Source organism: Ensifer sp. EB106-05-01-XG146 (assembly GCF_058791875.1).
The window spans coordinates 1,016,369-1,042,793 of the sequence record NZ_JBYTDX010000001.1 but is presented as its reverse complement, the minus strand read 5'-3'; the positions used below and the strand labels follow the sequence as shown (position 1 = coordinate 1,042,793).

Below are 26,425 nucleotides of genomic sequence, written 5' to 3'. Positions count from 1 at the left end.
CAAAGACCCCCTGCCCTTAGCGCTCGATCGTGCCGGTCCGGCGGATCTTCTTCTGCAGCAGGAGCACGCCATAAAGCAGCGCTTCTGCCGTGGGAGGACAGCCTGGCACGTAGATGTCGACGGGAACGACGCGGTCGCAACCGCGAACAACCGAATAGGAATAGTGGTAGTAGCCGCCGCCATTGGCGCACGAACCCATCGAGATGACGTAACGCGGCTCCGGCATCTGGTCATAGACCTTGCGGAGCGCAGGCGCCATCTTGTTGGTCAGCGTGCCAGCGACGATCATGACGTCGGACTGGCGCGGCGAGGCGCGCGGCGCAAAACCGAAGCGTTCGGCGTCGTAGCGCGGCATGGACATCTGCATCATTTCGACCGCGCAGCAGGCGAGACCGAAGGTCATCCACATCAGCGAACCGGTACGGGCCCAATTGATGAGCTCGTCGGTCGAGGTGACCAGAAAACCCTTGTCGGCGAGCTCATTGTTGATCTCGCCGAAGAATGCATCATTGCTGCCAATCGGCTTGCCGGTGGAGGGATCGATGATCCCTTTCGGCTTGGGCGCAACGAGCGTGGTGCCGGAGGTCAGTTCCATTCCAGCGCTCCCTTCTTCCATTCATAGATAAAGCCGATCGTCAGCACTCCGAGGAAGACCATCATTGACCAGAAGCCGAACCAGCCCAATTCATGGAACGAAACCGCCCAAGGAAAGAGGAAGGCAACTTCGAGGTCGAAGATGATGAAGAGGATCGACACGAGATAGAAGCGGATGTCGAACTTCATGCGGGCGTCATCGAACGCATTGAAGCCGCACTCGTAGGCCGACAGCTTTTCCGAATCAGGAGCCTTGAAGGCGACGGCGAAGGGAGCAATCAGAAGCGCCACACCGATCACCAATGCGATTCCAATGAAAATCGCGATCGGAACGTAGGAACCGAGAAGTTCAGTCATTGTTATCCGTCCCTGCCTGCGGGAGGGCGCATGGGAGAGCGCCAGAACAACAAATCTCGCAGGCCGAAAAATATGTTGCAACGCCGGAGTGGTTAGCGCAGCCCGCGCCGTCGCGCAAGCCTTGAGGGGCCATTTAAACCGCTTCGCAACACAGGATCGGACGGGTGATACCGACAAAGCGCGGATTCGCAGGCCGACGCGAACTTTACGGTAAAACAAAGCGAGACGAGACAGATTGCCGCAGCGCACAATCCGGCCCTAGGGCCGGCGCAATTCACAGGAAGGACGGAGAGAAGAAATGGCGCGAGTGACGGGGCTCGAACCCGCGACCTCCGGCGTGACAGGCCGGCACTCTAACCGACTGAGCTACACCCGCGCATGATGACCGCGAACGATCATTAGTATCACCATCGGCCCTCGTTGAGAACGCCTAGGCAAATCCAGATCAAGAGTGGCGCGAGTGACGGGGCTCGAACCCGCGACCTCCGGCGTGACAGGCCGGCACTCTAACCGACTGAGCTACACCCGCATCATCTTGACTTGGTTGAGGCGTTTCCGCCCCGCATCGAGCAGCAGCGCCGTTCGATGAGCGGCTAACTAAGCGGTTCGGATTGGGGTGTCAAGCGTGTTTGAAGACAAATCCGTGACGGAGTGAAAATTGATCCACAGGGCGATAAAAGGATCGAAATCGGAATGGACCAATAGCGCCTGCCGCCACCGGCCCGCCGTCACCTATCCCAACACGCACTCGTCGATGCGCGTACACGGAGGCTGATTCCGGATTGCCTCCCCTCCCTCCCCCGTTCGCCGTTACCGAGGCGCCGTCCGCGCATTTTGTCCACAAGCACGAAGCCCGCAGTTTCAGGGTGTCGCGCAAGCGCCAACAAAAAAAATCATAAAAACGATACAAATGCTCTTGCGGTTTTTTTCGGTTACGCCTAGATCACGGCCACCGACGCGGCGGACTGATCCGGTCCAAACGCGGAAGGGCGATTAGCTCAGTTGGTAGAGCGCCTCGTTTACACCGAGGATGTCGGGAGTTCGAGTCTCTCATCGCCCACCATTTTCTCCCACAGAAAATAATCACCAAATCTGCTCAAATTGCTGTTCGCGTTTGCGATAGGCCTGCCGCTTCGAATTGCTTTGGCTTTAGAGCTCAGCCGTCAACAGTCGGGAATCAGGGATTCGACGGCCTCGATCGCGATACCCGCACCGTCAGCCTCGCCGGAGCAGCAAACCCGCCAAATCCCAACGTATCGATAGGCCCACCGGCGCTACCCGCCGCGATACTGCTCGTCGCTGACATGCTCCAGCCAATCCACAGCCTTGCCGTCGAGCGCTTCCTGAATCGCAAGATGCACCATGGCCGTATCGGGTGCTGCACCGTGCCAGTGCTTTTCGCCCGGCGGGAACCAGACGACATCGCCCATACGAATCTCTTGCACAGGGCCACCCCAGCTTTGCACGAGACCACGGCCGGCGGTGACAACCAGGGTCTGGCCGAGCGGGTGCGTATGCCAGGCCGTCCGAGCGCCGGGTTCGAAGGTGACGCTGACAGCGCGGACGCGCGCCGGGTCTGCGGCCTCGATCACCGGGTCCTGGCGTACCGTGCCAGTGAAGTATTCCGCCGGGGCGCGCATCGAAGGTCTCGATCCACCGGGTATGATGTCCATATCTCGTTCCTCCGATTTTCGTGTGTGGCGCTCGTCGTCAGCGAAAGTGCGCTACGGCGGACAGGCCCAACCTCGCCCGCGAGCCTATCATAACCTGTGGATTGTCACAGTCGGACAGGCCTCACGGGCGATCTCGCAAAGATGCTCGTGGTGCGTCAGATAGATCACCTGGCCGACGCGGGCCATTTCTGCCATCTGCTCGAAGGCGCGGCCGGCGCGGCCGTCGTCGAAGGTCTCCATGATGTCGTCGGCGATGAAGGGCAGCGATTCGCGCGCGGCTGCGATTTCGTGATAGCCGGCGATTCTGAGCGCCAGATAGAGCTGAAAGCGCGTGCCCTTGGAGAGATCCTTGGCAAGCTTCGACCCGCCGGCCGACGCATTGGCGATCAGGAACTCCTGTCCCCGGTCGGACTGCGCCGACAGGCCGGAATATTCTCCGCCGCTGATCCGGCTGAAGGTCTCCGACGCGCGCCGCATCATTGCGCTGCGATGCCGCTCGCGGAAAAGCCGGAGCGCGGTCTCGGCGGCGATGACGCCGGCGCGAAGCCGCAGATAGGCAAGCGCCTTGTTTTCGATGTCGAGCAGCAACGTCCGCCGCTTCTGTTCGAGTTCTGCGACCGTGTCGCCGCCTTCGACAGCCGCGAGCGCCTTTTCTCTTTCCCGCATCTCCGTATGCAGTTCACTGACGTCGCGGTCGCTTTGTTCGAGTGCGGCATCCAGCCGTGCCAGCTCCAGCCGCACCGCCGTGTCATCGAGTTCCGCGAGCAAAGCCTCCGCCTGCGTGCTCTCGGCGACATCAAGGCGGGAGGCAAGATCCGCCTCCGATTCGGCGATGCGTTCACGCAGGCGCTGCTGTTCCCGGCCGGCCTCGAATAGCTGCGCGGCCTCATCGAGCGTTTCGCAGTCGAAGAATTCAAGCACCTGCCGCCTGCGCGCCACATGGAGCTCCCGCTTCGCACAGGCGACACGCCGCTCTTCCTCCAGGCGGGCGATTTCGGCGAGGAAGGTTGCGCGGCGATCCGAAAGCCGCTGCGCCTCGGCGGCGCGCGTCTTCAACGTCATGTAGGTCGTCAGTGTGTCATCAGCGGCCGTCCCGCAGGCAAGCTCGGCAATGGCGCGGTCGAATTCAACCTGGTCCTTGCGCATGCCGGCGATGCGATATTCGAGGTCGGCCTTGCGCTGCGTCAGCTTATCGAGCTCCTGCAGGATCGCCAGCATCGGACCGGTCTGCTCTGGCGTCAGCGGTTCGCTCCGCGCGGCCAGCCAGCTTTTGGCAAGAAGTTCCGACCATTGTTCTTGCCACGCGTCCATCGCGTCTTCAGCCAGATCGAGCGCCGACTGCCGGCTTTCCAGAAGCGTTCGCGCCCGCTTTGCCGCCTCACGGGCTGCGTTGCGGGCGCCCTCCAGCGCACGCGCCTGCGACACCGCCTGCTCGGCGGCAAGGAGAAGGTTGTCGAGCCGCTCCGGCAGGCGTCCGCCGATATCTATAGCCGCAAGCTCCTCGCGCAAGCTGGCAATCGCTTCGGCCTCCTCGGAATGGGCGCGATCGAAATCCTGGCGCGCCGCGCGCAAATGCGCGCGCAGGTCCAGCGCCGCAAGCCGTGTGGTCAGCCAAGGCTCCAGTTGCGTCAGACGCATCACGCTAGGTAAGCCGCAGGCCAAGACGGCTGTTGCCAACACCTGCGCTTGCGTCGTCGCGTCGGCCAGAAATTGCTCCTCCTGCCGACGCAGCGTCGCGATGCGGGCACGCCGCTCGGCGATCGACAGCGACAAGCCGCGCATGTCGGCAAGCTGCGCCGTGTCCGCAAGGCGTCGCGCGGAAACCTCGTCGTCTTCGCTCATCACCTGCTCGAAGGCAGTGGCCGTTTCCAGAGCAAGCTCCGCCTTGTGCTGGCGCCACGCTTCATTGCGGCGCTGACGCAGTGCTGAGGCCGAGAAATCGTCCATCGTGCCGCCAACGGCGGACAGCCCGGCCAGCCGCGCCTCGTCCCCCGCCAGCAACTCCTGCTCGGCAGCGATGCGGTCGACGACTCGCAAATGCCGCTCCTCCTGGCTGGCAGCCGCCCTGTGCCAGGTCTCCAGCGTTGCCGGCGACGGAACGTCGAGCGCGAGAAGATCATCGGCTGTTCCGGCAAAGGGCCTCAGCAGCACGAGCTTGTCGGCGAGTTCCGCATCCAGCCGGTCGATGGCCTGTTGCGCCGCCTGCTTGCGCAGGACGAAGTCACTGCGCCGCAACAGCGACAGCTTTTCGGCAAGCCCGGAGACGTCCGCTGCCCCCTGCTCTTCGAGCCGCAGCAAATCGCCTTCAGCGTCCCGATCCGCTTCGACGGCGCTCTGCAGCTCCAGGCGCGCCGAAGCGACACGCTCGACGAGGGCCGAGTGCCGGCGCGCCAAATCCTGAAGCTGCGCGCCGGTCCCGGCCGCAAGTAAAAGCGACGCGGGATCGCGGTCGGCCGGTTCGCCGAGCCGCAACAGGCAGCCAAGAATTTCTGCCCCGGTCCGCGCCAGATCCTCCAATCGAGACGGCATGTCGCGCGCCGCGGTGACATAACGCGCATCAAGCGCGGTTTCCTGAAGCGCGGTCAGGCGCTCGATCAGGCAGAGGCCTTCCTTGTCGAGCGGCATTTCCTCGAGCGCATCGCGGCGATGCTGCATCTCGCTGTCGATCTGTCGTAGCCTGATCTCGGTCTCCGCCTCCTGGCGCCGAAGCGCCGGCAGTTCACTCGCCCACTCCGCTGGCGGTACCGGCAGCGGCGGAGCGCCCGCCAGTTCCGCACGGAGGGCGCGAAGCCTGCCGAAATGGGGCAACGCTTCGACCTCGGCTTTCAGGCGGGCCCGCGCCAGCCGCAACTCGGCTCGACGCGTGATCGCTTCGTCGTGGCGTTCACGCGCCTGCGTCAGCGTCTTGCGCAGCGCCGCATATTCGCGTGCATTGATATCGAGCGCATTGCGTTCGACCCTCAGGGCCTCAAGCTCGCCTTTCAGTTCCGCAAGCTGATGCTTGCGCGCCTGTGGCCGGTAGAAGCCGTCGGCCTGCCCGCGCAGGGCCGCAAGGATCGCCGTGCTGTCCGGCAGGCCCGAGCTCGCCGAAAACAGCAGTGACCCGAGTTCGCCCTCGCTTTTCAGGATCGCCTCGCCGCCCTTCTCGATGCTCTCGTCGTCCAGCGAGAACATCATCTGGTAGGTGTCGCGATCGATCGCGCCGAGCGCTCCGGAAAACGTGTTGTCGGGCAAGGGCTGGTCGTCGAGGCCGACCAGTGAATTCGTCTTTCTCTTGATGCGGAAGACCCGATCGCTGCGGCCGGCCGCTTCGATCGTGCCGCCCACGCGCATCGTCTGGTAAGGGTGCAGGAAGCCGTAGGGGCTCGAATGCTCGATGCCGAAGAGTAGGTCGAGAAAACCGGAAAACAGAGTCGATTTTCCAGCCTCGTTCGGGCCGTAGACGATGTGGAGGTCGGGAGTGCCGGGCACGCCATCGCCGAAGTCAAGGCGACGATCGGTAAACTTGCCGTAGCGGACGAGATCGAGCGCGCTGATCCGCATCAGTGGCCACCCTCGCCGGCGCCACCGCCATGAAGATGGGCGAGCACCTCGGCGGTTCCCGACACACCGGCTTCAAACGCCAGCCGCGCGACCGCCTCTTCGTCCGGCGCCAGCGATTGGCGAAGCTCGGGCGGAAGCTGTTGCAGGACGTCTTCCACGGCCGCCAGCACGTCCTGGCGAAACCCGTGCGCCGGCAAGACGTCCGCTTCGACGAGCGCCGCCAGCTCTTCGACGGGATCGAGCATGGCGCCCGGTTTTTCGGTCCGGGCGTTGCCGCAGGTGAGTTCGACCTTCTCGATCCAGCAGCCGGCGATGCCGGCGGCAATGTTGTCGATCTCCGCCCGCAACAGGTCCGCGTCACGGCGAAGGCGCCAGGCCAAGGGCGTCGCGCCGGCGAGCGTCAGACGCAGGATGACGTTCTCTGCCGCCGCTTCACCACAGGTGCGCGAAAGCGCCTGCCTGACGGCATCGAGCATGTCGCGCCATTCCGTGATGCCCGTCAGATCGACACGAAGGCGTTCGAAGCTGGCGATGCCGATCGCCCGCTCGGCAAGACTGACATGGCCGTCGTCGTCGACCGTGACGAACGACACGCTCTTCACGCCGACTTCATTGATGTCGCGACCCTGCGGCATACCCGGCATGACGATGAAGGGCTCCGCCGCGTGGACCTGCCGCTGGTGGATGTGGCCGAGTGCCCAGTAATCGAAGCCATGGGCAACGAGATCGGCGACGCTGCAGGGGGCATAGAGATCGTGACCCGCGGCACCTGCGAGGCTCGTGTGCAGCATGCCGATGTTCACCGCGCCGGGCACCGGCGGCTGGAAGGCCGGAAGCAGGCTTTCGGGCGCATGCGGGCTGGCGAAGCTTACGCCGTGCACATAGACGTCGCGACCGCTTGCCAGCGTCTTGGCGACCACCGCCTTTGCCCTACCCTTGAAGACGTGGGCGGATGGCGGCAGGGTCAGTTCATTGGTGACCTGCGACTGGGCGTCGTGGTTGCCGCGGATGATGAAGACGCGGATGCCGTGTTCATCCAGCCGGCGCAGTTCCCGCCCGAGAAACAGGGCCGTGTTCATCGACGTCTGGCTGCCGTCATATAGATCGCCGGCAATCAGCAGGGCATCGGCCTCTTCGGCGATGCAGAGATCGACGATCTTGACCATAGCCTGCCGCGACGCCCCGCGCACGATCTCTGCGAGGTCGGCATTTCTAAGGGCGAGGCTGCGGAGAGGCGAATCGAGATGCAGGTCTGCGGTATGGACGAAACGGAAGGGCATGGCCGACCATGGCCGTCCCGCCACCGCCCGTCAATCAGCCGTCACACGTCATCCACTTGCGAAATGCGCAGGCTACCGGCAAGCATATTTCAGCCTGCTGAAGTAAAGGCGGCGCTAATACAAATGCGGTTGGCGGCGCTTGTTAACATCGTCTGTTCAAGACATCGCGGCGCTACCTGCAAATATCAGATTATACTCACTTTAATCGATTAGGGCTTTTGTAACATCTTGTTCGATAGGTTTGCCCCGGCTGCGTTTCAAGCGCGTCCAGGCACCGGAATGATTCCTGCTTCGGCTATCCGCTCCGTCATGACGATCAAGAGCCGGAATGACTTAATTCAAGTACAGTTTTACGGACGGCCGTCCTTCCGGGGGTACCATGTCACGGCTCAAGATTTCCCACACGCTTATTGCCCTTTTCCTCGTGGTCGCCGTTATCGTCTCGGCGCTTGCCGTTTCATCTCTCGGCGGCATCAAGATGATGAACGAGCGCAACAACGAGATCGCCACCACCTGGCTACCGCGCGTCTCGCTTTCACGCGCGCTCGAAACGCAGCTTTCCGATACCCGCATGGCGTTTGCCCGCCATCTGATTTCCCTGACGCCGTTTGAAAAGAAGGCAGCGGAAAAGGTCATCGGTGAGACCGTCGCAGGCTTCAACAAGCTCGCCGACGAATATTCGAGCCTGATGGTCACCGATGCCGACAAGGCGGCGCTCGACAATGTCCGGACTGCCTATCAGGCCTATCTCTCCGTCGCCGAAGGCATGGTCAAGCTCTCCAACAACCTCGAGAACATGAAGGCGCAGAGCGTCTTCAAGGTCGAGATGCGCGAGACCGAAGGCAAGGTCGACGAGGCGATCAAGGAAATGCGGGCGCTGAACCTCGCCGGCGCGGATGCCGCCGTTGCCGCAAGCTCGGCCACGCATGACCAGATCCGCATGATCGAGATCGGCGTCATCGCCCTTGCCGCCGTCATCGTGCTCGGCGCCATCCTCTATGCCGTGCGCGGCATCGCTCGCCCGATCCAGATCATCACCCGCTCGATGGCACGCCTTGCCGAAGGTGACACCGACAGCAGCATCCCCTATGGCGCCCGCAAGGACGAAATCGGCGAGATGGCCCGTGCAGTCGAGGTCTTCCGCCAGGCGGCGATCGCCAATCAGCATCTCGAAGCCGACGCCCAGACACAGCGCGCCAAGGCGGAAGCCGAGCGTCTGCGCGTGACGGAAGAAGCGGAAGCAGCAGCCCAGCGCCGCCTTCAGGAAGCCACCGCCGGTCTTGCGAGCGGCCTGCGCCGCCTTGCTTCGGGCGATCTCGCCTTCCAGCTCAACGAACCCTTCTCGCCCGATTTCGAGCAACTGCGTCACGACCTGAACCAGGCTGTCGCCCAGCTCGCCGACACGCTTGCCGCCGTCTCGTCAGCATCGTGCAACATCGACAGCGGTGCCCGTGAAGTCAGCCAGAGCGCCGACGACCTGTCGCGCCGGACCGAGCAGCAGGCAGCGTCGCTGGAAGAAACGGCGGCAGCACTCGACCAGATCACCGTCAATGTCGGCAATTCGTCAAAGCGCACCCACGAGGCCCGCAGCGTTGCCGGCCAGGCCAACGAAAGTGCCCGCAAGTCTGGCGCGATCGTGTCGGGCGCAGTCGATGCGATGGGCCGCATCGAGCATTCGTCGAGCCAGATCTCCAACATCATCGGCGTCATCGACGAGATCGCTTTCCAGACCAACCTGCTGGCGCTCAACGCCGGCGTCGAAGCAGCGCGTGCCGGTGATGCCGGTAAGGGTTTCGCCGTCGTCGCCCAGGAAGTGCGCGAGCTTGCCCAGCGCTCGGCCAACGCGGCCAAGGAGATCAAGGATCTGATCCGCAACTCCGCCGTTGAAGTCGAAAGCGGCGTCCGTCTCGTGCGCGAAACCGGCGAGGCTCTGCGCACGATCGAAGGCTTCATCGTCACGATCAACCAGCATATGGACGCGATCGCCGTCTCGGCACAGGAACAGTCCGCCGGGCTCTCCGAGGTCAATACGGCAGTCAACCAGATGGACCAGGTCACCCAGCAGAACGCGGCGATGGTCGAGGAAGCCAATGCGGCAAGCGCGACGCTTGCCCAGGAAGCCGGCCGTCTGCGCGAACTGATCGCGCGCTTCACGCTCGCCGAGGCTGGCGGTCACGGCTACGCCCAGTCGACCAACGGCGCGCGCTGGGCCGCCTGATCGCGATCGGAGGCGACGCGCAAGTCGTGTGACGCGCAAACGGTCGCCTGTCGCGAGAATTTCTTGCCGCATCAAGTGAAACGGCCGCCAGAAATGGCGGCCGTTTCTTTGTCGGCGATGGAGTTACCGTGAAACGCCGGAGGTTTGTGTCGACAAATGCGGCAATTATAACTATCACTAATGTTACTGCCATTTCACATGGCACCTCATGAAATTCCAGCGACGATCATGAAGAAGACATTTGAAGTTTCCGATAGACTGTTCGAGCTTTACCACCGGGTTCACCGGCTGGTGAACGAATCGATGACCGAGGAAGGCGTGTCGCTGGCGCGCAGCAAGTTCCTCTTCTTCCTCAGCAAGCTCGGCCCCTGTCGTTCGACCGACATCGCCTGTGCGCTGAACTTCGCGCCGCGCACCGTCACCGAAGCGATCGACGGCCTGGAGCGTGACCGCCTGGTCATGCGCAAGCCCGATCCTGAAGACCGGCGCGCCAAGATCGTCTCGATCACCGAAACGGGCCGCGTCGTACTGGAAGCCGCAGAGCATCCGCGCAAGCAGCTGCTCGAGGAGATCTTCTCGGCCCTCGACGACGAAGAACTCGACGCGCTCTTTGATATCGTCGGCAAGCTGGTCGACCGGACGGACGAGATCCGTAAGCGCAAGGATGAGGCCGAAGAGGCAGCGCAGATCGCGATCGCCCGCTAGGAGCGTTCTCGCTCGTCGCAAATCACAAGTGCCGAAACAGAAAGAGGCCGGGACGTCATGTCCCGGCCTCTCCCGTTTTCTCCGGGCGGTAACGCTTACATCGCGTTGATGGCGCCAATGGAGAAGAACAGGGTTTCGCCAGAGGAGTCGTCGACGCCGTCATTGTCGGTGACGACATAGCCGTTGCCGGCGGCATCGACGGTGAAGCCTTCGACCTTGTCGACGACGTAGCCATTCAGCGCCTTCAGTTCCGGAATGAGGTCACGAACCTCTTCCTTCTTGACGACGGGCAGTTCACCGCCAAGGGCAGCTGGCTTCAGTTCCGAGAGCGCAACGCGATAGATCGTCTTCAGCTTGGCAGCCTGACCGATCAGGTTGTCGCGCTCGATGACATAGGCATAGTCGCCGTGGACGGAAATTTCCGACAGACCAACCCAGCCGTCACCGGCCTTTTCGAGTGGGTAGCGCACGGCGCCCCATTCTTCGCTCTTCAGGTTGTAGGAGACGAGCTTGACGAAGCCCTTCTCGTCATCCTTCCATTCGCGCTGAACCGCCATCCACAGCGTCTGCTCGTCGCCTTCGCCTACAACGGTGATGCCTTCGAAGCCAAAGCGGGTTTCGCCGGCACGCAGCGCTTCCGGCAGGGCGATTTCCTTCTTGATCTCGCCCTTCTTGTTCACGTGGAAGATCGCGTGGCTGTAGAGCTTGTCGGAGTTGCCTTCCGACGCAAGCCAGAAGCCCCCTTCCCCGTCATTGGCGATGCCTTCGATGTCGAGCTTCTGCGCCGGTGCGCCATCGCGGGTGATGGCGAGCGCTTCGGTGATCAGCGCCGGCTTCTGGGTGGCGTCGATGGTGAAGATCGTGGGCTGCGACGAGTAGACCGAATCGTTGACGGCGCGCAGGAAGCCGGGCTTGTCGGCGACGGCAGCGAGACCGGAGAGTGCGCCGAAGCCGATCGGCAGGCCATCCTTCTCGGCGGAGCGGATCTGCGGATAGACCGCTTCGCCCTCGGCACGCTCATAGATCATCACGTGCGAGCGCGCGCCGCCGTCCTCGACGAGATCGACTTCGTTTGCGGTCGCAAAGAGATTGCGCGCGGGGATCGCGACGGCGCCTTCCGGCGAGATGCCCGACGGCAGGAGCTGCAGCAGCTCAGGCTCGGCGCCCGTATCCTTGTAGACGCCGACGATCGAGGCACGCTCGGACAGAACGAAGAACAGGTTGTCGTCACCGAACTTCGCCGCTTCCAGGCCCTCGGGCTCAACGCCCTTGGCCGAAGAGCGCTTCTCCGGATAGTGGCCGATGGCGGCAATCGCATGCTCCAAGCTCGCGCCCGATTCGAAGAGCACCTTGCCGGTGGTGTCGAAGATCGTGAAACCGCGCGAACCGCCTTCATAGTCGCCTTCGTTGGCAACAACGATGCGGTTGTCGTCGAGCCACTTCACCGCGTCGGGCTCGCGCTTGCGGCCCGGCTGCTCGTCCTTGAAGGCAATCGCGCCGTTGCGCTTGGTGTCGATGTTCTTGAGGTCGACCGTGCCGGCAGAGAAATGCGTCTTCACCGTTCCTGTCTTGCCGTCGATGATGACGATGTGGTTGTTCTCCTGCAGCGTCAGCGCGATCTCGTCCTTGCCGTTGAAGGAAACGAATTCCGGCTCCGGGTCTTCACCGGCGATTTCGGCAAGACCGGTCAGCGTCACGCGCTTCAGCGAACCGCAATCGGCAACACCATCCTTCAAAGACAAGATGACGAGGTCGCCGGCCGGCATCTGCGGGATCTTGCCGTCGTTCAGCTCTTCATCGCGCTCGTTCTCGATGGCGATGGCCGCCAGCGTGCGGTCCTTGTTGACGGCGATCGAATCCGGCTGGCCGCCGAGATCGCAGGTCGCATCGACTTTCTTCGAGGCCAGATCGACGATCGCAAGAAGCCCCGAAGGCTTGACGTAGCTTTCGCGCGTGTTGACCGCGACGAGTGCCTTTGCACCGGCGATGGTGACCGAGGTCGGCTCGCCGTCAAAAGAGACCGTGCCGGCTGCCTTCGGCGCCTTGGCATCGGTGATGTCGATCAGGCCGACGCGCTTGCCGGGGCTGTCGGAATAGACAAGCGTGTTGCCGTCTTCGCTGGCCGTGATGATTTCGGCAGATGTCGGCGCCTTGCGCGCATCGCCTTCCGGCAGGTTATCGGCAACAGCAAAGGATGCAATGCGGTTGAAGACGGGCTCGGCCGCCGCAGGAAATGCTGCGGATGCAAGAAGAACGGCCGCAAGCGCGGTCACGCGCGAAGTGATGGTCATGAAATCCCCCATGTGCGAACACTGAAAACATGGGGGTTCTGCGCGATGCCGATGACAGCCGAATGACAACGCTTGGGTTTTACACCGTTCCGGTTGCAGGCGCGGCGCGCTCGCGCCGCATCTCGTTGCGCATGATGAACAGCGAGGCGCCAAGGATCAGCACTGCGCCGACCCAAAGATATCCTGTCGGCGCGTAACCGAAGACCAGCCAGCCCGCAAAGACGTTAAGCGGCAGCTTCAGATCGTCGAAGGGCTGCACGTAGGCAGCGTCGGCAACAGTATAGGCGAGCGTCAGCAGATATTGTGCGACTACGGTCAGTATCCCGGCGAGAAGCAGGAAGCCGAGTGCTGTCCCATCCGGCATGGTGAAGCCGGCCGAAAGCGCGATGGCGCCGTTGATCGGCGTCAGAAGCACAAGCAGCCATACGGTGATCGTTTCGGGGCGCTCGATACTTGTGAGGCTCTTGGTGATGAGCGACGAAGCGCCCCACAACAGCGCCGATAGGATCGGCAAAAGGGCGGCCCAGCTGAAGCTGTCCGACCACGGTTCGAGAATGATCATCGCCCCGGCGAAACCGACCGCGGTCGCGGCCCAACGCGCCGCGCCGACGCGTTCGCCGAGAAACAGGCGGGCGCCGAGGATGATGAAGAACGGCGAGGTCATGACCAGCGCGATCGCCTGCCAGATCGGCACGTGCGCCAGACCGGAGACCCAGGCCCCCACACCGAAGGCGGCCAACACCACGCGCGCGACGTGACGCCAGGGATAGTCGGTGCGCATGGCCGACAGCCCGACGCGTCGCAGAAACGGCAGTGAGAAGAGGAAGGCGAAGGCATATTGCCAGAACGCCATGGCGGTGGCTGGAAAACCGAGCTTCATCGTCAGCCATTGGGTGACGACATTGAGGCCGGCGAAAGCGATCCCGGCCAACACCATGAAGCCGGCTCCGGCCATGGCGCGCGAGGAGGAAAAGCCGAGGGAAGTCTGATTCATGTCATGCACCCTGAAAGCGGACCAAACACAAATCAGGACGCATGAGCGCACGGCACGACGCCGGGCATCCCTGCCCTTCGTGCCAGCGACCATTCTCTTTCATCCGGACTATGACCGTCGGCTCCGGAGTTGCACCGGATCTGCTGACCCTCTCCCCAAAAATCGAGGAAAGGCGCTCGCGGGCTTGGGCCACCTTCGCGCGTCTCCAAGACGCCGCGCTGTCATGCCCTTACCGCCGGTGGGGACTTTCACCCCGCCCTGAGAATGGGCAAGCCCTAGAGCAAATGACGGACACCCGCAAGGGCTGCCCCCAAAATGCGAAAGGGTCCGGCTTGCGCCGAACCCTCGAATACCTGGACTGCCGGCCTCGTGTCCGGCCGCCAAGCAAATCTCATCAGCCGTTGACGGCATCCTTCAGGCCCTTGCCGGCCGTGAACTTCGGCACGTTGCGTGCCGGGATGTCAACTTCCGCACCCGTGGACGGGTTACGGCCCTTCGAGGCTTCGCGGCGCGAAACCGAGAAGTTGCCGAAGCCGACCAGGCGAATGTCGCCGCCGTTCTTCAGCTCAGCCTGGATGGTCTCGAAAACTGCATCAACTGCAGAAGATGCGTCGGTCTTGGAAAGTCCGGCCTTCTCAGCAACGGCAGACACGAGCTCATTTTTGTTCATGTTTCCACCCCTTTCAGATTGGTTCGAAACGACTGTGTTTTAAGGCGCGGCGGCTTGCGCTTCGCCCGCGTCTTGCCTTTCCCAATTGCGCCTAATCCCTTGGAATGCAAGGCTTGCAGGGCGCTTTTACAACAAAAAAGACCGGCCAATGGCCGGTCTTCCCAATTTTTCTGCAAAATGAGCGCCGCGCGAGCCGGCTGCACCCATTTTCAAGCCCCCGTCAGTGGGCGACGGAGGAGCCTGCTTCGTCCTGCGAATCAACCGGTGCTACGGTTGCCGGCTCGTTTGCCGGGTCCCAATCGATCGGTTCCGGCATGCGCACCAGAGCGTGTTCGAGCACTTCGCCCACCCGCGAAACCGGGATGATTTCGAGCGCGTTCTTCACGTTGTCCGGGATCTCGGCGAGATCCTTGGCGTTCTCTTCCGGGATCAGCACCTTCTTGATGCCGCCCCGCAGCGCTGCCAGGAGCTTCTCTTTCAGACCGCCGATCGGCAGCACGCGGCCGCGCAGCGTGATCTCGCCTGTCATTGCAACATCCTTGGAGATCGGGATGCCGGTCATGATCGACACGATCGTGGTTGCCATGGCGACGCCGGCCGAAGGGCCATCCTTCGGCGTCGCACCTTCCGGTACGTGCACGTGGATGTCACGCTTGTCGAACAGCGGCGGTTCGATGCCGAAGTCGATTGCGCGCGAGCGGACATAAGAAGCCGCCGCGGAAATCGATTCCTTCATCACGTCGCGCAGGTTGCCGGTGACGGTCATGCGGCCCTTGCCGGGCATCATGACGCCTTCGATCGTCAGAAGCTCGCCGCCGACCTCAGTCCATGCGAGACCGGTGACAACACCGATCTGATCGTCACGTTCGGCTTCGCCGTGGCGGAAGCGCGGAACGCCCAGATAGTCGTTGATGTTGGCAGCGTTCACTTCGACCTTCTTGGCCTTGCCCTTGATGATCTCGGTCACGGCCTTGCGGGCGAGCTTCATCAACTCGCGTTCGAAGTTACGCACACCGGCTTCGCGGGTGTAGGTCTGGATGACCGCCATCAGCGCGCCGTCTGTGACCGAGAATTCCTTCGGCTGCAGCGCGTGGTCGCGGATCGCCTTCGGCAGCAGATGCCGCTTGGCGATTTCCAGCTTTTCCTCTTCCGTGTAGCCGGCGATGCGGATCACTTCCATGCGGTCCATCAACGGCGCCGGGATATTCAGCGTGTTGGCGGTGGTGATGAACATCACGTTGGACAGGTCGTATTCGACCTCCAGGTAGTGGTCCATGAAGGTCGAGTTCTGTTCCGGATCCAGCACCTCGAGCAGCGCCGACGACGGATCGCCGCGGAAGTCCTGGCCCATCTTGTCGATTTCGTCGAGCAGGAACAGCGGATTGGACCGCTTCGCCTTCTTCATCGACTGAACGACCTTGCCCGGCATCGAGCCGATATAGGTGCGGCGGTGGCCACGGATCTCGGCTTCGTCACGAACGCCGCCCAGCGCCATGCGCACATATTCGCGGCCGGTCGCCTTGGCGATCGACTTGGCGAGCGAGGTCTTGCCGACGCCCGGAGGGCCGACGAGGCACAGGATGGGGCCCTTGATCTTGGTCGAACGCGCCTGCACGGCGAGATACTCGACGATGCGCTCCTTGACCTTGTCGAGGCCGAAATGATCGACGTTGAGCACTTCCTCGGCATGGTTCAGGTCGGTCTTGATCTTCGACTTCTTGCCCCAGGGCAGGCCGAGCAGCCAATCCAGGTAGTTGCGAACGACGGTGGCTTCCGCCGACATCGGGCTCATCTGGCGCAGCTTCTTCAGCTCTGCATCAGCCTTTTCGCGCGCTTCCTTGGAAAGCTTGGTCTTGGCGATACGCTCTTCGAGCTCGGCCATCTCGTCGCGGCCGTCTTCGCCGTCGCCGAGTTCCTTCTGGATCGCCTTCATCTGTTCGTTGAGGTAGTACTCGCGCTGGGTCTTCTCCATCTGGCGCTTGACGCGCGAGCGGATGCGCTTTTCCACCTGCAGGACGGAGATCTCGCCTTCCATGAAGCCGAGCGCCTTTTCCAGGCGCATCTTCACGCTGGTGGTCTCCAGCATTTCCTGCTTTTCGACGATCTTGATCGACAGGTGCGAAGCAACCGTGTCGGCCAGCTTCGAATAGTCCTCGATCTGGCTGGCAACGCCGACGACCTCGGGAGAGATTTTCTTGTTGAGCTTTACGTAGCTTTCGAATTCGGAGACGACCGAGCGGCTGAGCGCCTCGATCTCGACCGGATCTTCCTCCGGCTCGCTCAGGCTATGCGCCGCAGCCTCATAGAATTCCTCGCGCGGCGTGTAGCCGTCGATTTTGGCGCGCGCGCGGCCCTCGACCAGTACCTTGACGGTGCCGTCGGGCAGCTTCAGCAGTTGCAGAACGTTGGCGATTGTGCCGACTTCGTAGATCGCGGACGGTTCCGGATCGTCGTCGGTGGCGTTGATCTGGGTGGCAAGCATGATCTGCTTGTCGGTGCCCATGACTTCCTCAAGCGCACGGATCGATTTTTCGCGGCCGACGAAAAGCGGCACGATCATATGCGGGAAGACTACGATGTCGCGGAGCGGCAGGACCGGGTAGGTCGCGCTTTCAGTCGCCGGTGACGTTTTGTTCGTCATGTCATTTCCTTTCCGTCCCGATTTCGGGCCCGTATCCGGGAGCCCTACAGGCACTCCCGGCTGTCATATTTTCCACATGAAAGTGGAGTGCGACCGCGTCCATTTCAAGGCTCGACGCAGACATCCACAAACAGTGGCCGGGTCCTTCTGACTACGCATCAATGCTGTTGCGGACCTTGCGACGGACTACAAGCTCATGGACCGCAACCATTAAGGTCCTTCATTGAATCGTCACATCATTGCGTTGTTTGCGGCACTTTAGCAACAATCGAATTGTGAAATCTGCGCCCCGGCGCAGGTGTCTCAACAGCTAAGTGTGAACACATGAAGCAGACATGAAAAAGCCCGCACGAGGCGGGCTTCTCAAAGGATAATTCAGGACGCTCAGGCCGAAACGTTGGTCTTTTCGTCCGACCGTTCCGAGTAGATGTAGAGCGGCCGAGCAGCGCCCTTGACCACCTCGTCCGAGATGACCACTTCGCGCACGCCTTCGAGCGTCGGCAGCTCGAACATGGTGTCGAGCAGGATCTTCTCCATGATGGAGCGAAGGCCACGGGCACCGGTCTTGCGCACGATCGCCCGACGCGCGATCTCGCGAAGCGCGTCCTCGTGGAAGGTCAGTTCGACGTCTTCCATCTCGAACAGGCGCTGGTACTGCTTGATCAGAGCGTTCTTCGGTTCGGACAGGATCTGGATCAGCGCATCTTCATCGAGATCTTCGAGCGTCGCCAGAACCGGCAGACGACCGATGAATTCCGGGATCAGGCCGAACTTGACGAGATCTTCCGGCTCCAGTTCGCGCAGAACTTCGCCTACACGGCGATCCTCCGGCGAGCGGACCGTTGCGCCGAAACCGATCGAGGTCTTCTCGCCACGGGCGGAGATGATCTTGTCGAGGCCGGCGAAGGCACCGCCGCAGATGAACAGGATGTTGGTCGTATCCACCTGCAGGAATTCCTGCTGCGGATGCTTGCGGCCGCCCTGCGGCGGTACCGAGGCAACCGTGCCTTCCATGATCTTCAGAAGCGCCTGCTGCACGCCCTCGCCCGATACGTCGCGGGTTATCGACGGGTTGTCGGACTTGCGCGAAATCTTGTCGACTTCGTCGATGTAGACGATGCCGCGCTGGGCGCGCTCGACGTTGTAGTCGGCAGCCTGAAGCAGCTTCAGGATAATGTTCTCGACGTCTTCACCGACATAACCGGCTTCGGTCAGCGTCGTTGCGTCGGCCATGGTGAACGGCACGTCGATGATGCGGGCGAGCGTCTGGGCGAGATAGGTCTTGCCGCAGCCGGTCGGGCCGACCAGCATGATGTTCGACTTCGCAAGCTCGACGTCGCTTCCCTTGGCGGCGTGCGCCAGGCGCTTGTAATGGTTGTGAACGGCGACCGACAGGATGCGCTTCGCCTGCTGCTGGCCGATGACGTATTCGTCCAGAACCTTGATGATTTCCTGAGGGGTCGGAACACCGTCGCGGGACTTGACCATCGAGGTCTTGTTCTCTTCGCGGATGATATCCATGCACAGTTCGACGCATTCATCGCAGATGAACACGGTCGGTCCGGCAATCAGTTTTCGGACTTCGTGCTGGCTCTTGCCGCAGAACGAACAATAAAGTGTATTCTTCGAGTCACCGCCGTTGCTTCCGCTGACCTTGCTCATTTCCACTTCCTTCCAGCACGCCGGACACTTTCAAGATAAGTATCGCGGACCACTCAATTTGCCCTGAGCCTCAACCTCAAACAGGGCTTCCGGGAGTACTCACCGCCCCAGGCGTAAACGCCCGACGCAGTCGCAACGACTCTCCCAACTCCGAACGAACACTACGCTGACAGATTCCAACATAGCATTAATGGTTCATATTACCGGCTTTACCCTGTCGATAAAGCCCTTGAGCCATTACAATTGTGTCACAATTACATCTATCCCGACACAAATGCGCGTTATCAGGCCTGCTCGCCGCCCTCGATCTCTTCGCGCGAGGTCAGAACCTTGTCGACAAGGCCCCAGCTCAGAGCTTCGTCCGCATTCATGAAATGATCGCGATCGAGCGTCTGCTCAACCTCTTCATAGGTCCGTCCGCAGTGCTTGACGTAGACCTCGTTGAGGCGGCGCTTCATCTTCAGGATGTCCTTGGCGTGGCGCTCGATATCCGAGGCCTGGCCCTGGAAACCGCCCGAGGGCTGGTGAACCATGATGCGCGCGTTCGGCGTCGCGAAACGCATGTCCTTGTGGCCGGCGGCCAGGAGCAGCGAACCCATCGAGGCGGCCTGACCGACGCAGAGCGTCGAAACGGCCGGCTTGATGAACTGCATCGTGTCGTAGATCGCCATGCCCGACGTGACGACGCCGCCCGGCGAATTGATGTAGAGCGCGATTTCCTTCTTCGGGTTTTCCGCTTCAAGGAAAAGAAGCTGGGCGCAGACGAGCGTTGCCATCTGGTCTTCGACCGGGCCGGTCACGAAGATGATGCGCTCCTTCAGAAGGCGCGAAAAGATATCGTAGGAACGTTCACCGCGGTTGGTCTGTTCAACAACCATCGGCACCAGTGCCAGGGCGGTATCAACGGGATTTCTCATATCGAACCTTCATCAATCGGGTTCGCAAAACCTTTGCGAACCGGGAATCACGGGATTTACCTTCTGCTCCTACATAGAGTGTCAACACCCTTCACTTCAAGTCGCGAAGCTTCGATAAGCTTAATCGAAGGTCCGCTTTGCTTCGAAGTTCGGCCGTCCTCCACACATGGTTGGCGATAGAACATTTTTCCATCGATATCCTCGGTTGAGGCCATGGACGCAAACTCTGCACACAGGCTTCGGTGATATCGGTAAACGAAGGGGAAATCCGCGAACCTGGGCGCTGTTCACAGCTGCGACTCGATCGGCAGCACACGGATTACCCCGGCGATCATGCGCCTTGCCAGGCTGGCGTCCGGCTCGTGGCGCACCAGCCGCTCGGAGCCATTGGCGCGATCACGCCAGACAAGACGCGATCCTTCGATGTCGACCCGGTAGCTGATCGACGGCGAAGTTTCCTCCTCGAACATGGAAGCCAGTTCGCCGGCGAGTGCCGCATCCTGAAAGACGACGCCCATTTCCGTGTTGAGTGAAGCGGAGCGCGGATCGAAGTTCATCGAGCCGACAAAACCGTTCAGGCCATCGACCACGAACGCCTTGCTGTGCAGGCTCGCGTTGCGGCGTCCGAACAATGTCATGCGGTGTCCCTCGGCGACATCGCCCTGCTCCTTCAACTCGAAGAGCGCGACGCCGGCCCGGATGAGCTTCCGGCGATATTTGACATAACCGCCGTGAACGGCGGCAACGTCGGTCGCTGCAAGCGAATTGGTCAGGACCGCCACGCGAGCGCCGCGCGAAACAATGGCGGCGAGTTCCCGCGTGCCGGCAACGCCGGGAATGAAATAGGGCGAGATTATCCGCAAGTCCCGCGTGGCTGCCTCGATCAGCGGAAAGAGTTCGCGCAACAGCCAGTTCTGGCGCCGCTGCATCAGCGCCTTTTCCGGCGGATCGGATGCCAGACGGATCTCGGAACTCCAGTGAAGCCGCCGTGTGCCTTGGTAGATCTCCGCCTCTTCAACCGCCTTGTCGACGCGCTCGAGATAGAACCGGCCTGCCGGCGTGCGCGCCAATCCTTCGACGGAATCGCGCAGTGCCGGCAGATACTGCTTGCGCGGCGTGCGCAGCGCCGCGATCGGGAGCACGGATGTGCTGTTCCAGTAGCGGTCGAACATGGCAGACGCCTGCTCCAGCACGGGTCCGACCATCCAGACATCGAGGTCACGGAAATTGGAGAGCTCGGCGGCATCGAAATAGGCGTCTCCGATGTTGCGGCCGCCGGCTATCGCAACGCGGCCGTCGGCTACCCAGAGCTTGTTGTGCATGCGGCGCGTGGCGCTGAAGGCGCGGATCGCCATTTCGAAGCCGCGGCGAAAGCGGTCGGTGCGCGCCCGGCTCGGATTGAAGAGCCGTACGTCGATATGGGGATGGGCGTCGAGCGCGATGCACATTCGGTCATGGATGCCCGCATTGATGTCGTCGAGCAGCAGCCGGACGCGCACGCCACGGTCCGCGGCGGCCAGGATCTCGCGGGCGAGAAGAAGACCGGTCAGGTCGCCCTTCCAGTAGTAGTACTGCAGGTCGAGGCTGCGTCCGGCGCGCCGTGCTGCGTGCGCTCTGACCACCAGGGCCTCGATATTATCGGAAACAAGCGCCACCCCATTGGCACCCGCCTGCCCCGCAACGAGCGGCGCCACATATCGGTCGAGCTCCGTGCCGGCATCGGCCAGCGGGAGTGCGCTTGACGGCGGCCCGTGCGGGCGGCGGCCGAACCGGCCGTAGACATAGAGAACCGTCGCCACAACCAGTCCGAGGATGGCGGCAACGGTGAACAGGATAGAGGATCCCATCGAAAACTCGCCCGTGCCTTTAGGCCGCCCCCGTACGCCCGGCTTCGACCCGTCGGCCGTCTCTTTGTTCCGGCTGCGCCGCCTTCAGGTCGATCGAGGCCTTTACCGGCAGATGATCCGAGGCGATCCGCGCCAACGGCGAATCGTGCACGGCGACCGACGTCACCAGGCTATGCGGGTTTCCGAGCACACGGTCGAGCGGCAACAGGGGAAAGCGTGAGGGAAAACTGGCGACCGTCGCGTGGGACGGATCGAATACCGGGCTGAGGAAGGACAGCGATGAACGCCGCCCCATCCGCCATTCATTAAGGTCGCCGATGAGCAGCGTCGGCCGCCCGTTCGCGTCGGACGCTGCCTCGAGGATCGCCTCGGCCTGCTGGGCACGCGAATGCCGCAGAAGTCCTAGATGGGCGGCGATGATGCGCAGCGGCCCCACTTTCAGATCGAGATCGACGACCAGCGCACCGCGCGGTTCCACGCCGGGCAGCTTGAGCTGCCGCACGTCGGAAACGGCGCCCTCACGCAGCAGCAGGACATTGCCGTGCCAGCCATGCCCCTTGGTCGAAAAGCCGGAAATCGGCACCGAAACAAGGTGTGCCTCGCGGCGCAAATGCTCGAGATCGAGCAGACCGGCACGCTCACCGAACCGCTGGTCGGCCTCCTGAAGCGCGACGATATCTGCGCCCAACTCACCGATGACATTGGCGGTACGACCGGGGTCGAAGCGCCCGTCGGTGCCGACGCATTTGTGGATGTTGTAGGAGGCGATGACGATATCGCCACGGCTGACCGCGGCTTCGCGATGAACGACGGTGGGGCGTCTCTTGCGGATCGCAGCGACGATCCCCGCCGATAGACTGGACTGGTTTTTTCCCATGCCGCTCCCTGCTTGCTGGCCGCATCATGCGCAAATAGGTCGCCTGGTGCCACAGAAAAAGGGAGGAAAGCGGAAGTTTGTTCCCCGCGGATAGCACGCCTGGAGATACGGACGCCGGCAGCAAACGCGCGCTACCGGCGCCCCTTCCCGCGCTTTCGTTCAATCGGCCGGCCCTGCAAACAGGATCAGATTTCCGTCGGGATCGAGCACGATAAACGTCCGTGCGCCCCAGGGTTCCGTGCGCAACGTTTGGTGAAAAAAGACCCCGGCCGACTGGTAGCTCAGGAACAATTGCTTGATGTCATTGGCGGTATCGAGGGCGATGGAGGCGGAAAGCAGGTGCTCGCGCTCCCGGATGTCGCCGACGAAGACGGGTTCGCAGACGAGACGCAGAGCGAGCCGAGCATTGTCCCGGATCACCTGCCCGTAGAAGGGCGGATCGCCGTAGACGAAATCGACCGCAAAGCCGAGCTTCTCGGTGAAGAAGTCGCACGCGGCGCTGATATCGGCAACGAACAACTGCGCGGCTGTCGATTGCAGCACCGGCTGCGGTGTGGCGGGTTTGGATTGCATGGTCATTGTCAGGGCTCCTGATTTGAGCGCCTGCCAACTGTCGAACCCCGATTGACGCGCGATCAGTTCCTGCGCGTCGGCGAGCTTGAACTCCGACTTGAGAATGGTCTCGTCGTCAAGATCGCGGAAGCGCGGCAAGGCAGCCCTGATCTCGGCTGCGACCGGATAGTATTGGTCGCGATGCCATCTGAGGTATTGCTTCGCCTGCTTCTTCAGGTTTTCAAGGTTTGGCATGGGCGCAACTACGGTCTGTGTTCCGTAGGCGGGCGTTGCCCTTTCAGCCCTCTGCCGATGCGCCCTACGCAGCCAGCAGAGATTGGCCGCCATGGCACGTGCTGTCAACGCCCCGATGGCCGCGGCTGCCGATATCCGCCCTTGCCGGCCGAACCGCGGTTCCCTTAGACATAGGGACCATTGAAGTCCGCGAAGAGCCGCTGCCATGCCTGCCATTTCCATCGACCGCACGCTGAGGCGCGTTTCCATCAACGCGCGCGATCCAGCCTTCTACCGTGATCCGCTCGCAGCCTATGCCGAGATCCATGCGCAGTGCCCGGCCTTCTTCTGGGAGGAACGTCAGCAATGGTATTTCGCCGGCTACGACCTGGTGAACGCGCTTTTGCGCGACCGACGCTTCGGCCGGCAGATACTGCATGTGGCGACACGCGACGAACTCGGCCTGCCGCTGCCGAAGCCGCATCTGAAGAATTTCGACGCGCTCGAAGAGCATTCGCTGCTGGAACTCGAACCACCGGCGCACACGCGGCTGCGCACGCTCGTCAACCGGGCCTTCGTCTCGCGGCAGATCGAACAGCTGCGGCCGGACATCGAGCAACTGTCGCATGCCCTCATCGACGGCTTTGCCGATGACGGCGAGGTCGAACTGCTGAAAAGCTTTGCCGAAACGCTTCCCGTGACCATCATCGCCCGCATGCTCGGCATTCCCGTCGAAGCGGCGCCCGATCTGCTCGACTGGTCGCATCGCATGGTCCGGATGTATGTCTTCAACCCGAGCTACGAGACCGAACTCGACGCTAACCAAGCCTCCGCAGATTTTGCCTACTATCTGCGCGGCATCATCGCCGAGAAGCGCCGCACCCCCGCAGACGACCTGCTGACGCACATGATTACCTCGGAAAAGGATGGCGAGCGGCTGTCGGAGGCGGAGCTGGTCTCGACCACCGCCCTCCTCCTCAATGCAGGTCACGAGGCGACCGTGCACCAGATCGGCAACGCGGTGAAGACAATCCTGCAATCCGGGCTTTCGGCGAAAGACCTGTTTGCTACGGAGACGGCAACCGCGCTGACGGTGGAGGAGTGTCTGCGCTTTGCGGCACCGCTGCATATTTTCCAGCGTTATGCGCTCTCGGATATCGAACTCGATGAAGGCGTCACTCTGCGAAAGGGCGACAAGATCGGCCTGCTGCTCGGAGCGGCGAATGTGGACCCGAAGAAGTTCACCGGACCGAACGCGTTCCGGCCGACGCGCGACGAAGGCGCCAATGTCTCTTTCGGAGCGGGCCTGCATTTCTGTATCGGCGCGCCGCTTGCCCGGCTGGAGCTCAATCTGGCGCTGCCTATCCTGTTTCAGCGCCTGCCGAACATGCGGCTGAAGAACGAGCCCGAGGTTAAGGACGCGTTCCATTTTCACGGCCTGGAACGCCTCGACCTCGTCTGGTGACGAGCACCGAAGACTGATCTCCGGTGCCCCGGCGATCACAGACGGATGACATAGTCCTTGCGGGTCGTCTCCACGACCTCCCAGGTGCCCTCAAAGCCGGGCCGCAGGATCATGCTGTCGCCGGCGCGCAGATACGCCGCTTCGCCGCCATCCTGCGTGACGATCGAATAGCCTGAGAGGATGTGGAAGTATTCCCACTCCTCGTAGACGATCCGCCACTTGCCGGGCGTCGATTCCCAGACCCCGGCATAGAGACCGCCTTCGGCCTCCTCAAGGTTCCAGGTCTTGAACTGCGGCGCGCCTGAGATGAGCCGGTCGGCCGCCGGCGTACCGATTTCCGCCTCGACGGTGGACAAGTCAAACTTCTGCATATTCGTCATCTTGGCACCTTTGCGAAGAGCGCGCTGACGCGCCCTTCGCGGCTAGTGTTTCAAAGCTTTGCCAACGACTGTTCGAGATCGGCGATGATGTCCGAGACATCCTCAATGCCGACCGACAGGCGCACGACGTCAGGGCCGGCACCGGCCGCCACCTGCTGCTCGGGCGTCAGCTGGCGGTGCGTGGTCGAGGCTGGGTGAATGACGAGCGAGCGCGTGTCGCCGATATTGGCGAGGTGCGAGAACATTTCCAGCCCCTCGACGAAACGCTTGCCCGCCTCGTAGCCACCCTTGAGCCCGAAGGTGAAGACGGCACCGGCGCCCTTCGGCGAATAGCGCTGCTGCAGGGCGTGGTTCGGGTCGTCCTCCAGCCCGGCATAGTTGACCCAGGAAATCTTGTCGTGCGTCTTCAGCCACTTGGCGACCGCAAGTGCGTTGTCGCAATGGCGCTGCATGCGCAGCGGCAGCGTTTCAGAGCCGGTCACCAGCATGAAGGCATTGAACGGCGAGATCGCCGGACCGAAGTCGCGCAGGCCGAGGACGCGCGCGGCGATGGCGAAGGCGATGTTACCGAAGGTCTGATGCAGCACGACGCCGGCATACTCCGGACGCGGTTCGGACAGCATCGGATACTTGCCGGACTTCGACCAGTCGAAGGTACCGCCATCGACGATGACGCCGCCCATGGAGTTGCCGTGGCCGCCGATGAACTTCGTCAGCGAATGCACGACGATATCGGCGCCATGCTCCAGCGGCCGCAACAGGTAAGGTGTGGCCATGGTGTTGTCGACGATCAGCGGCAAGTCGTGCTTGCGCGCAACCTCGGCGATGGCGGCAATATCAACGAAGGTGCCGCCGGGATTGGCGAGGCTCTCGATGAAGATCGCCTTGGTGCGCCGATCGATCTTCGCCTCAAAGGAAGCCGGATCGGCAGGGTCGGCCCAGCGGACCTGCCAGTCGAAGGACTTGAAGGCGTGGCCGAACTGGTTGACCGAGCCACCATAAAGACGGTTGGCGGCAATGAAATTGTCGCCCGGGCTCATGATCGTGTGGAAGACGAGGAGCTGTGCGGCGTGGCCGGAGGCGACGGCGAGCGCCGCCGTGCCGCCTTCGAGCGCGGCAATACGCTCTTCGAGCACTGCCTGCGTCGGGTTCATGATGCGGGTATAGATGTTGCCGAACTGCTGGAGACCGAAGAGTGCCGCCGCATGGTCGGTGTCGTTGAAGACGAAGCTCGTCGTCTGGTAGATCGGCGTTGCCCGTGCACCCGTGGTTGGGTCAGGTTGCGCCCCCGCATGGATTGCGAGCGTGTTGAAACCAGGATTGTCTTTCGTCATTTCGTCCCTCCCGTGACCAGAGCGCGGCCGCCAACCGGCGCGCCGGAGACGCTCTATCACCTTGAATCTACGCGTGAACCGCTATCGAACCTGCGCAGTTGCACGCGCAAGCCGCGGCACTATTCCAGAGCCTTCGCATGCGGTCAAAGAGGATTTTTCAAGAACTGACGGTTGTATGGTCCGCCGGCGAT

The 26,425-nt window shown here is 62.2% G+C and carries 19 protein-coding genes, 3 tRNA genes and 1 riboswitch; of the genes, 4 read left to right on the top strand and 18 right to left on the bottom strand.

Going from position 1 to position 26,425, the window contains the following annotated elements; all coding sequences use genetic code 11:
• Nucleotides 1–16: 16 nt before the first annotated feature.
• The 4 genes from AC3WVQ_RS05000 to AC3WVQ_RS04985 all read right to left on the bottom strand — a co-directional run bounded on the left by AC3WVQ_RS05000 (nt 17) and on the right by AC3WVQ_RS04985 (nt 1,480).
• Nucleotides 17–595: a NuoB/complex I 20 kDa subunit family protein gene (locus tag AC3WVQ_RS05000; RefSeq protein WP_034803591.1), complete on the bottom strand. Its 579-nt coding sequence runs from the start codon at nt 593–595 to the stop codon at nt 17–19.
• Nucleotides 586–951 carry an NADH-quinone oxidoreductase subunit A gene (locus tag AC3WVQ_RS04995; RefSeq protein WP_034803593.1) on the bottom strand — a complete coding sequence of 122 codons (366 nt, stop codon included), beginning with the start codon at nt 949–951 and terminating at the stop codon, nt 586–588. Before AC3WVQ_RS04995 ends, AC3WVQ_RS05000 begins: the two co-directional genes overlap by 10 nt.
• Before the next feature lie 299 nt (nt 952–1,250).
• Nucleotides 1,251–1,327: transfer RNA gene (locus tag AC3WVQ_RS04990), tRNA-Asp, on the bottom strand.
• 76 nt (nt 1,328–1,403) lie between these two features.
• Nucleotides 1,404–1,480, bottom strand: a tRNA-Asp gene (locus tag AC3WVQ_RS04985).
• A 458-nt stretch (nt 1,481–1,938) separates the two neighbouring features.
• Between AC3WVQ_RS04985 and AC3WVQ_RS04980 the strand changes: the two genes are divergently transcribed.
• Nucleotides 1,939–2,014: transfer RNA gene (locus AC3WVQ_RS04980), tRNA-Val, on the top strand.
• A 211-nt stretch (nt 2,015–2,225) separates the two neighbouring features.
• On the opposite strand, the gene AC3WVQ_RS04975 is transcribed toward AC3WVQ_RS04980, so the two are convergent.
• The 3 genes from AC3WVQ_RS04975 to AC3WVQ_RS04965 all read right to left on the bottom strand — a co-directional run bounded on the left by AC3WVQ_RS04975 (nt 2,226) and on the right by AC3WVQ_RS04965 (nt 7,447).
• Nucleotides 2,226–2,624: a (R)-mandelonitrile lyase gene (locus AC3WVQ_RS04975; protein ID WP_034803594.1), complete on the bottom strand. Its 399-nt coding sequence runs from the start codon at nt 2,622–2,624 to the stop codon at nt 2,226–2,228.
• A gap of 87 nt (nt 2,625–2,711) precedes the next feature.
• Nucleotides 2,712–6,167, bottom strand: coding sequence for an ATP-binding protein (locus tag AC3WVQ_RS04970; protein ID WP_090294526.1), 3,456 nt, complete (start codon nt 6,165–6,167; stop codon nt 2,712–2,714).
• Nucleotides 6,167–7,447, bottom strand: a complete 1,281-nt coding sequence (locus AC3WVQ_RS04965; protein ID WP_090294527.1) for a metallophosphoesterase family protein — start codon at nt 7,445–7,447, stop codon at nt 6,167–6,169. Before AC3WVQ_RS04965 ends, AC3WVQ_RS04970 begins: the two co-directional genes overlap by 1 nt.
• Before the next feature lie 379 nt (nt 7,448–7,826).
• Between AC3WVQ_RS04965 and AC3WVQ_RS04960 the strand changes: the two genes are divergently transcribed.
• Together AC3WVQ_RS04960 and AC3WVQ_RS04955 are read left to right on the top strand one after the other, a co-directional pair.
• Nucleotides 7,827–9,665 carry a HAMP domain-containing methyl-accepting chemotaxis protein gene (locus AC3WVQ_RS04960; protein WP_492382611.1) on the top strand — a complete coding sequence of 613 codons (1,839 nt, stop codon included), beginning with the start codon at nt 7,827–7,829 and terminating at the stop codon, nt 9,663–9,665.
• A gap of 228 nt (nt 9,666–9,893) precedes the next feature.
• Entirely contained in the window at nt 9,894–10,370 is a 477-nt protein-coding gene (locus AC3WVQ_RS04955; RefSeq protein WP_034803611.1) for a MarR family winged helix-turn-helix transcriptional regulator, read from the top strand.
• 95 nt (nt 10,371–10,465) lie between these two features.
• Here AC3WVQ_RS04955 and AC3WVQ_RS04950 read toward each other — a convergent pair whose 3' ends face one another.
• The 9 genes from AC3WVQ_RS04950 to AC3WVQ_RS04910 form a co-directional block, all read right to left on the bottom strand.
• On the bottom strand, nt 10,466–12,673 hold the full coding sequence (locus AC3WVQ_RS04950; RefSeq protein WP_176960268.1) for an esterase-like activity of phytase family protein: 2,208 nt from the start codon (nt 12,671–12,673) through the stop codon (nt 10,466–10,468).
• A 67-nt stretch (nt 12,674–12,740) separates the two neighbouring features.
• A complete protein-coding gene (locus AC3WVQ_RS04945; RefSeq protein ID WP_060606660.1) occupies nt 12,741–13,655 on the bottom strand; it encodes a DMT family transporter in 915 nt (304 codons plus the stop codon).
• Between the two features lie 87 nt (nt 13,656–13,742).
• Nucleotides 13,743–13,925, bottom strand: a riboswitch (FMN riboswitch).
• Between the two features lie 124 nt (nt 13,926–14,049).
• The gene (hupB, locus tag AC3WVQ_RS04940) at nt 14,050–14,325 is read right to left on the bottom strand and encodes a DNA-binding protein HupB (protein WP_034803616.1); all 276 of its coding nucleotides are present in this window, start codon (nt 14,323–14,325) and stop codon (nt 14,050–14,052) included.
• A 220-nt stretch (nt 14,326–14,545) separates the two neighbouring features.
• Complete coding sequence (gene lon, locus AC3WVQ_RS04935) at nt 14,546–16,966, bottom strand: endopeptidase La (RefSeq protein WP_060522188.1); 2,421 nt, start codon at nt 16,964–16,966, stop codon at nt 14,546–14,548.
• A 384-nt stretch (nt 16,967–17,350) separates the two neighbouring features.
• Nucleotides 17,351–18,628: an ATP-dependent Clp protease ATP-binding subunit ClpX gene (gene clpX, locus AC3WVQ_RS04930; protein WP_034803621.1), complete on the bottom strand. Its 1,278-nt coding sequence runs from the start codon at nt 18,626–18,628 to the stop codon at nt 17,351–17,353.
• Between the two features lie 284 nt (nt 18,629–18,912).
• Entirely contained in the window at nt 18,913–19,545 is a 633-nt protein-coding gene (locus AC3WVQ_RS04925) for an ATP-dependent Clp protease proteolytic subunit (protein ID WP_034803630.1), read from the bottom strand.
• A 287-nt stretch (nt 19,546–19,832) separates the two neighbouring features.
• Entirely contained in the window at nt 19,833–21,392 is a 1,560-nt protein-coding gene (locus AC3WVQ_RS04920) for a phospholipase D family protein (protein ID WP_110818451.1), read from the bottom strand.
• Nucleotides 21,393–21,411: 19 nt separating this feature from the next.
• Nucleotides 21,412–22,269 (bottom strand): endonuclease/exonuclease/phosphatase family protein, encoded by an 858-nt coding sequence (locus AC3WVQ_RS04915; RefSeq protein WP_034803635.1) that lies wholly within the window; start codon nt 22,267–22,269, stop codon nt 21,412–21,414.
• Between the two features lie 159 nt (nt 22,270–22,428).
• Nucleotides 22,429–23,076, bottom strand: coding sequence for a VOC family protein (locus tag AC3WVQ_RS04910; RefSeq protein ID WP_090294535.1), 648 nt, complete (start codon nt 23,074–23,076; stop codon nt 22,429–22,431).
• A gap of 205 nt (nt 23,077–23,281) precedes the next feature.
• Between AC3WVQ_RS04910 and AC3WVQ_RS04905 the strand changes: the two genes are divergently transcribed.
• On the top strand, nt 23,282–24,520 hold the full coding sequence (locus AC3WVQ_RS04905; protein WP_110818452.1) for a cytochrome P450: 1,239 nt from the start codon (nt 23,282–23,284) through the stop codon (nt 24,518–24,520).
• Nucleotides 24,521–24,555: 35 nt separating this feature from the next.
• Here AC3WVQ_RS04905 and AC3WVQ_RS04900 read toward each other — a convergent pair whose 3' ends face one another.
• Together AC3WVQ_RS04900 and AC3WVQ_RS04895 are read right to left on the bottom strand one after the other, a co-directional pair.
• Complete coding sequence (locus AC3WVQ_RS04900) at nt 24,556–24,900, bottom strand: cupin domain-containing protein (protein WP_090294538.1); 345 nt, start codon at nt 24,898–24,900, stop codon at nt 24,556–24,558.
• Between the two features lie 50 nt (nt 24,901–24,950).
• Nucleotides 24,951–26,234: an O-acetylhomoserine aminocarboxypropyltransferase gene (locus tag AC3WVQ_RS04895; RefSeq protein WP_060580876.1), complete on the bottom strand. Its 1,284-nt coding sequence runs from the start codon at nt 26,232–26,234 to the stop codon at nt 24,951–24,953.
• Nucleotides 26,235–26,425 lie beyond the last annotated feature (191 nt).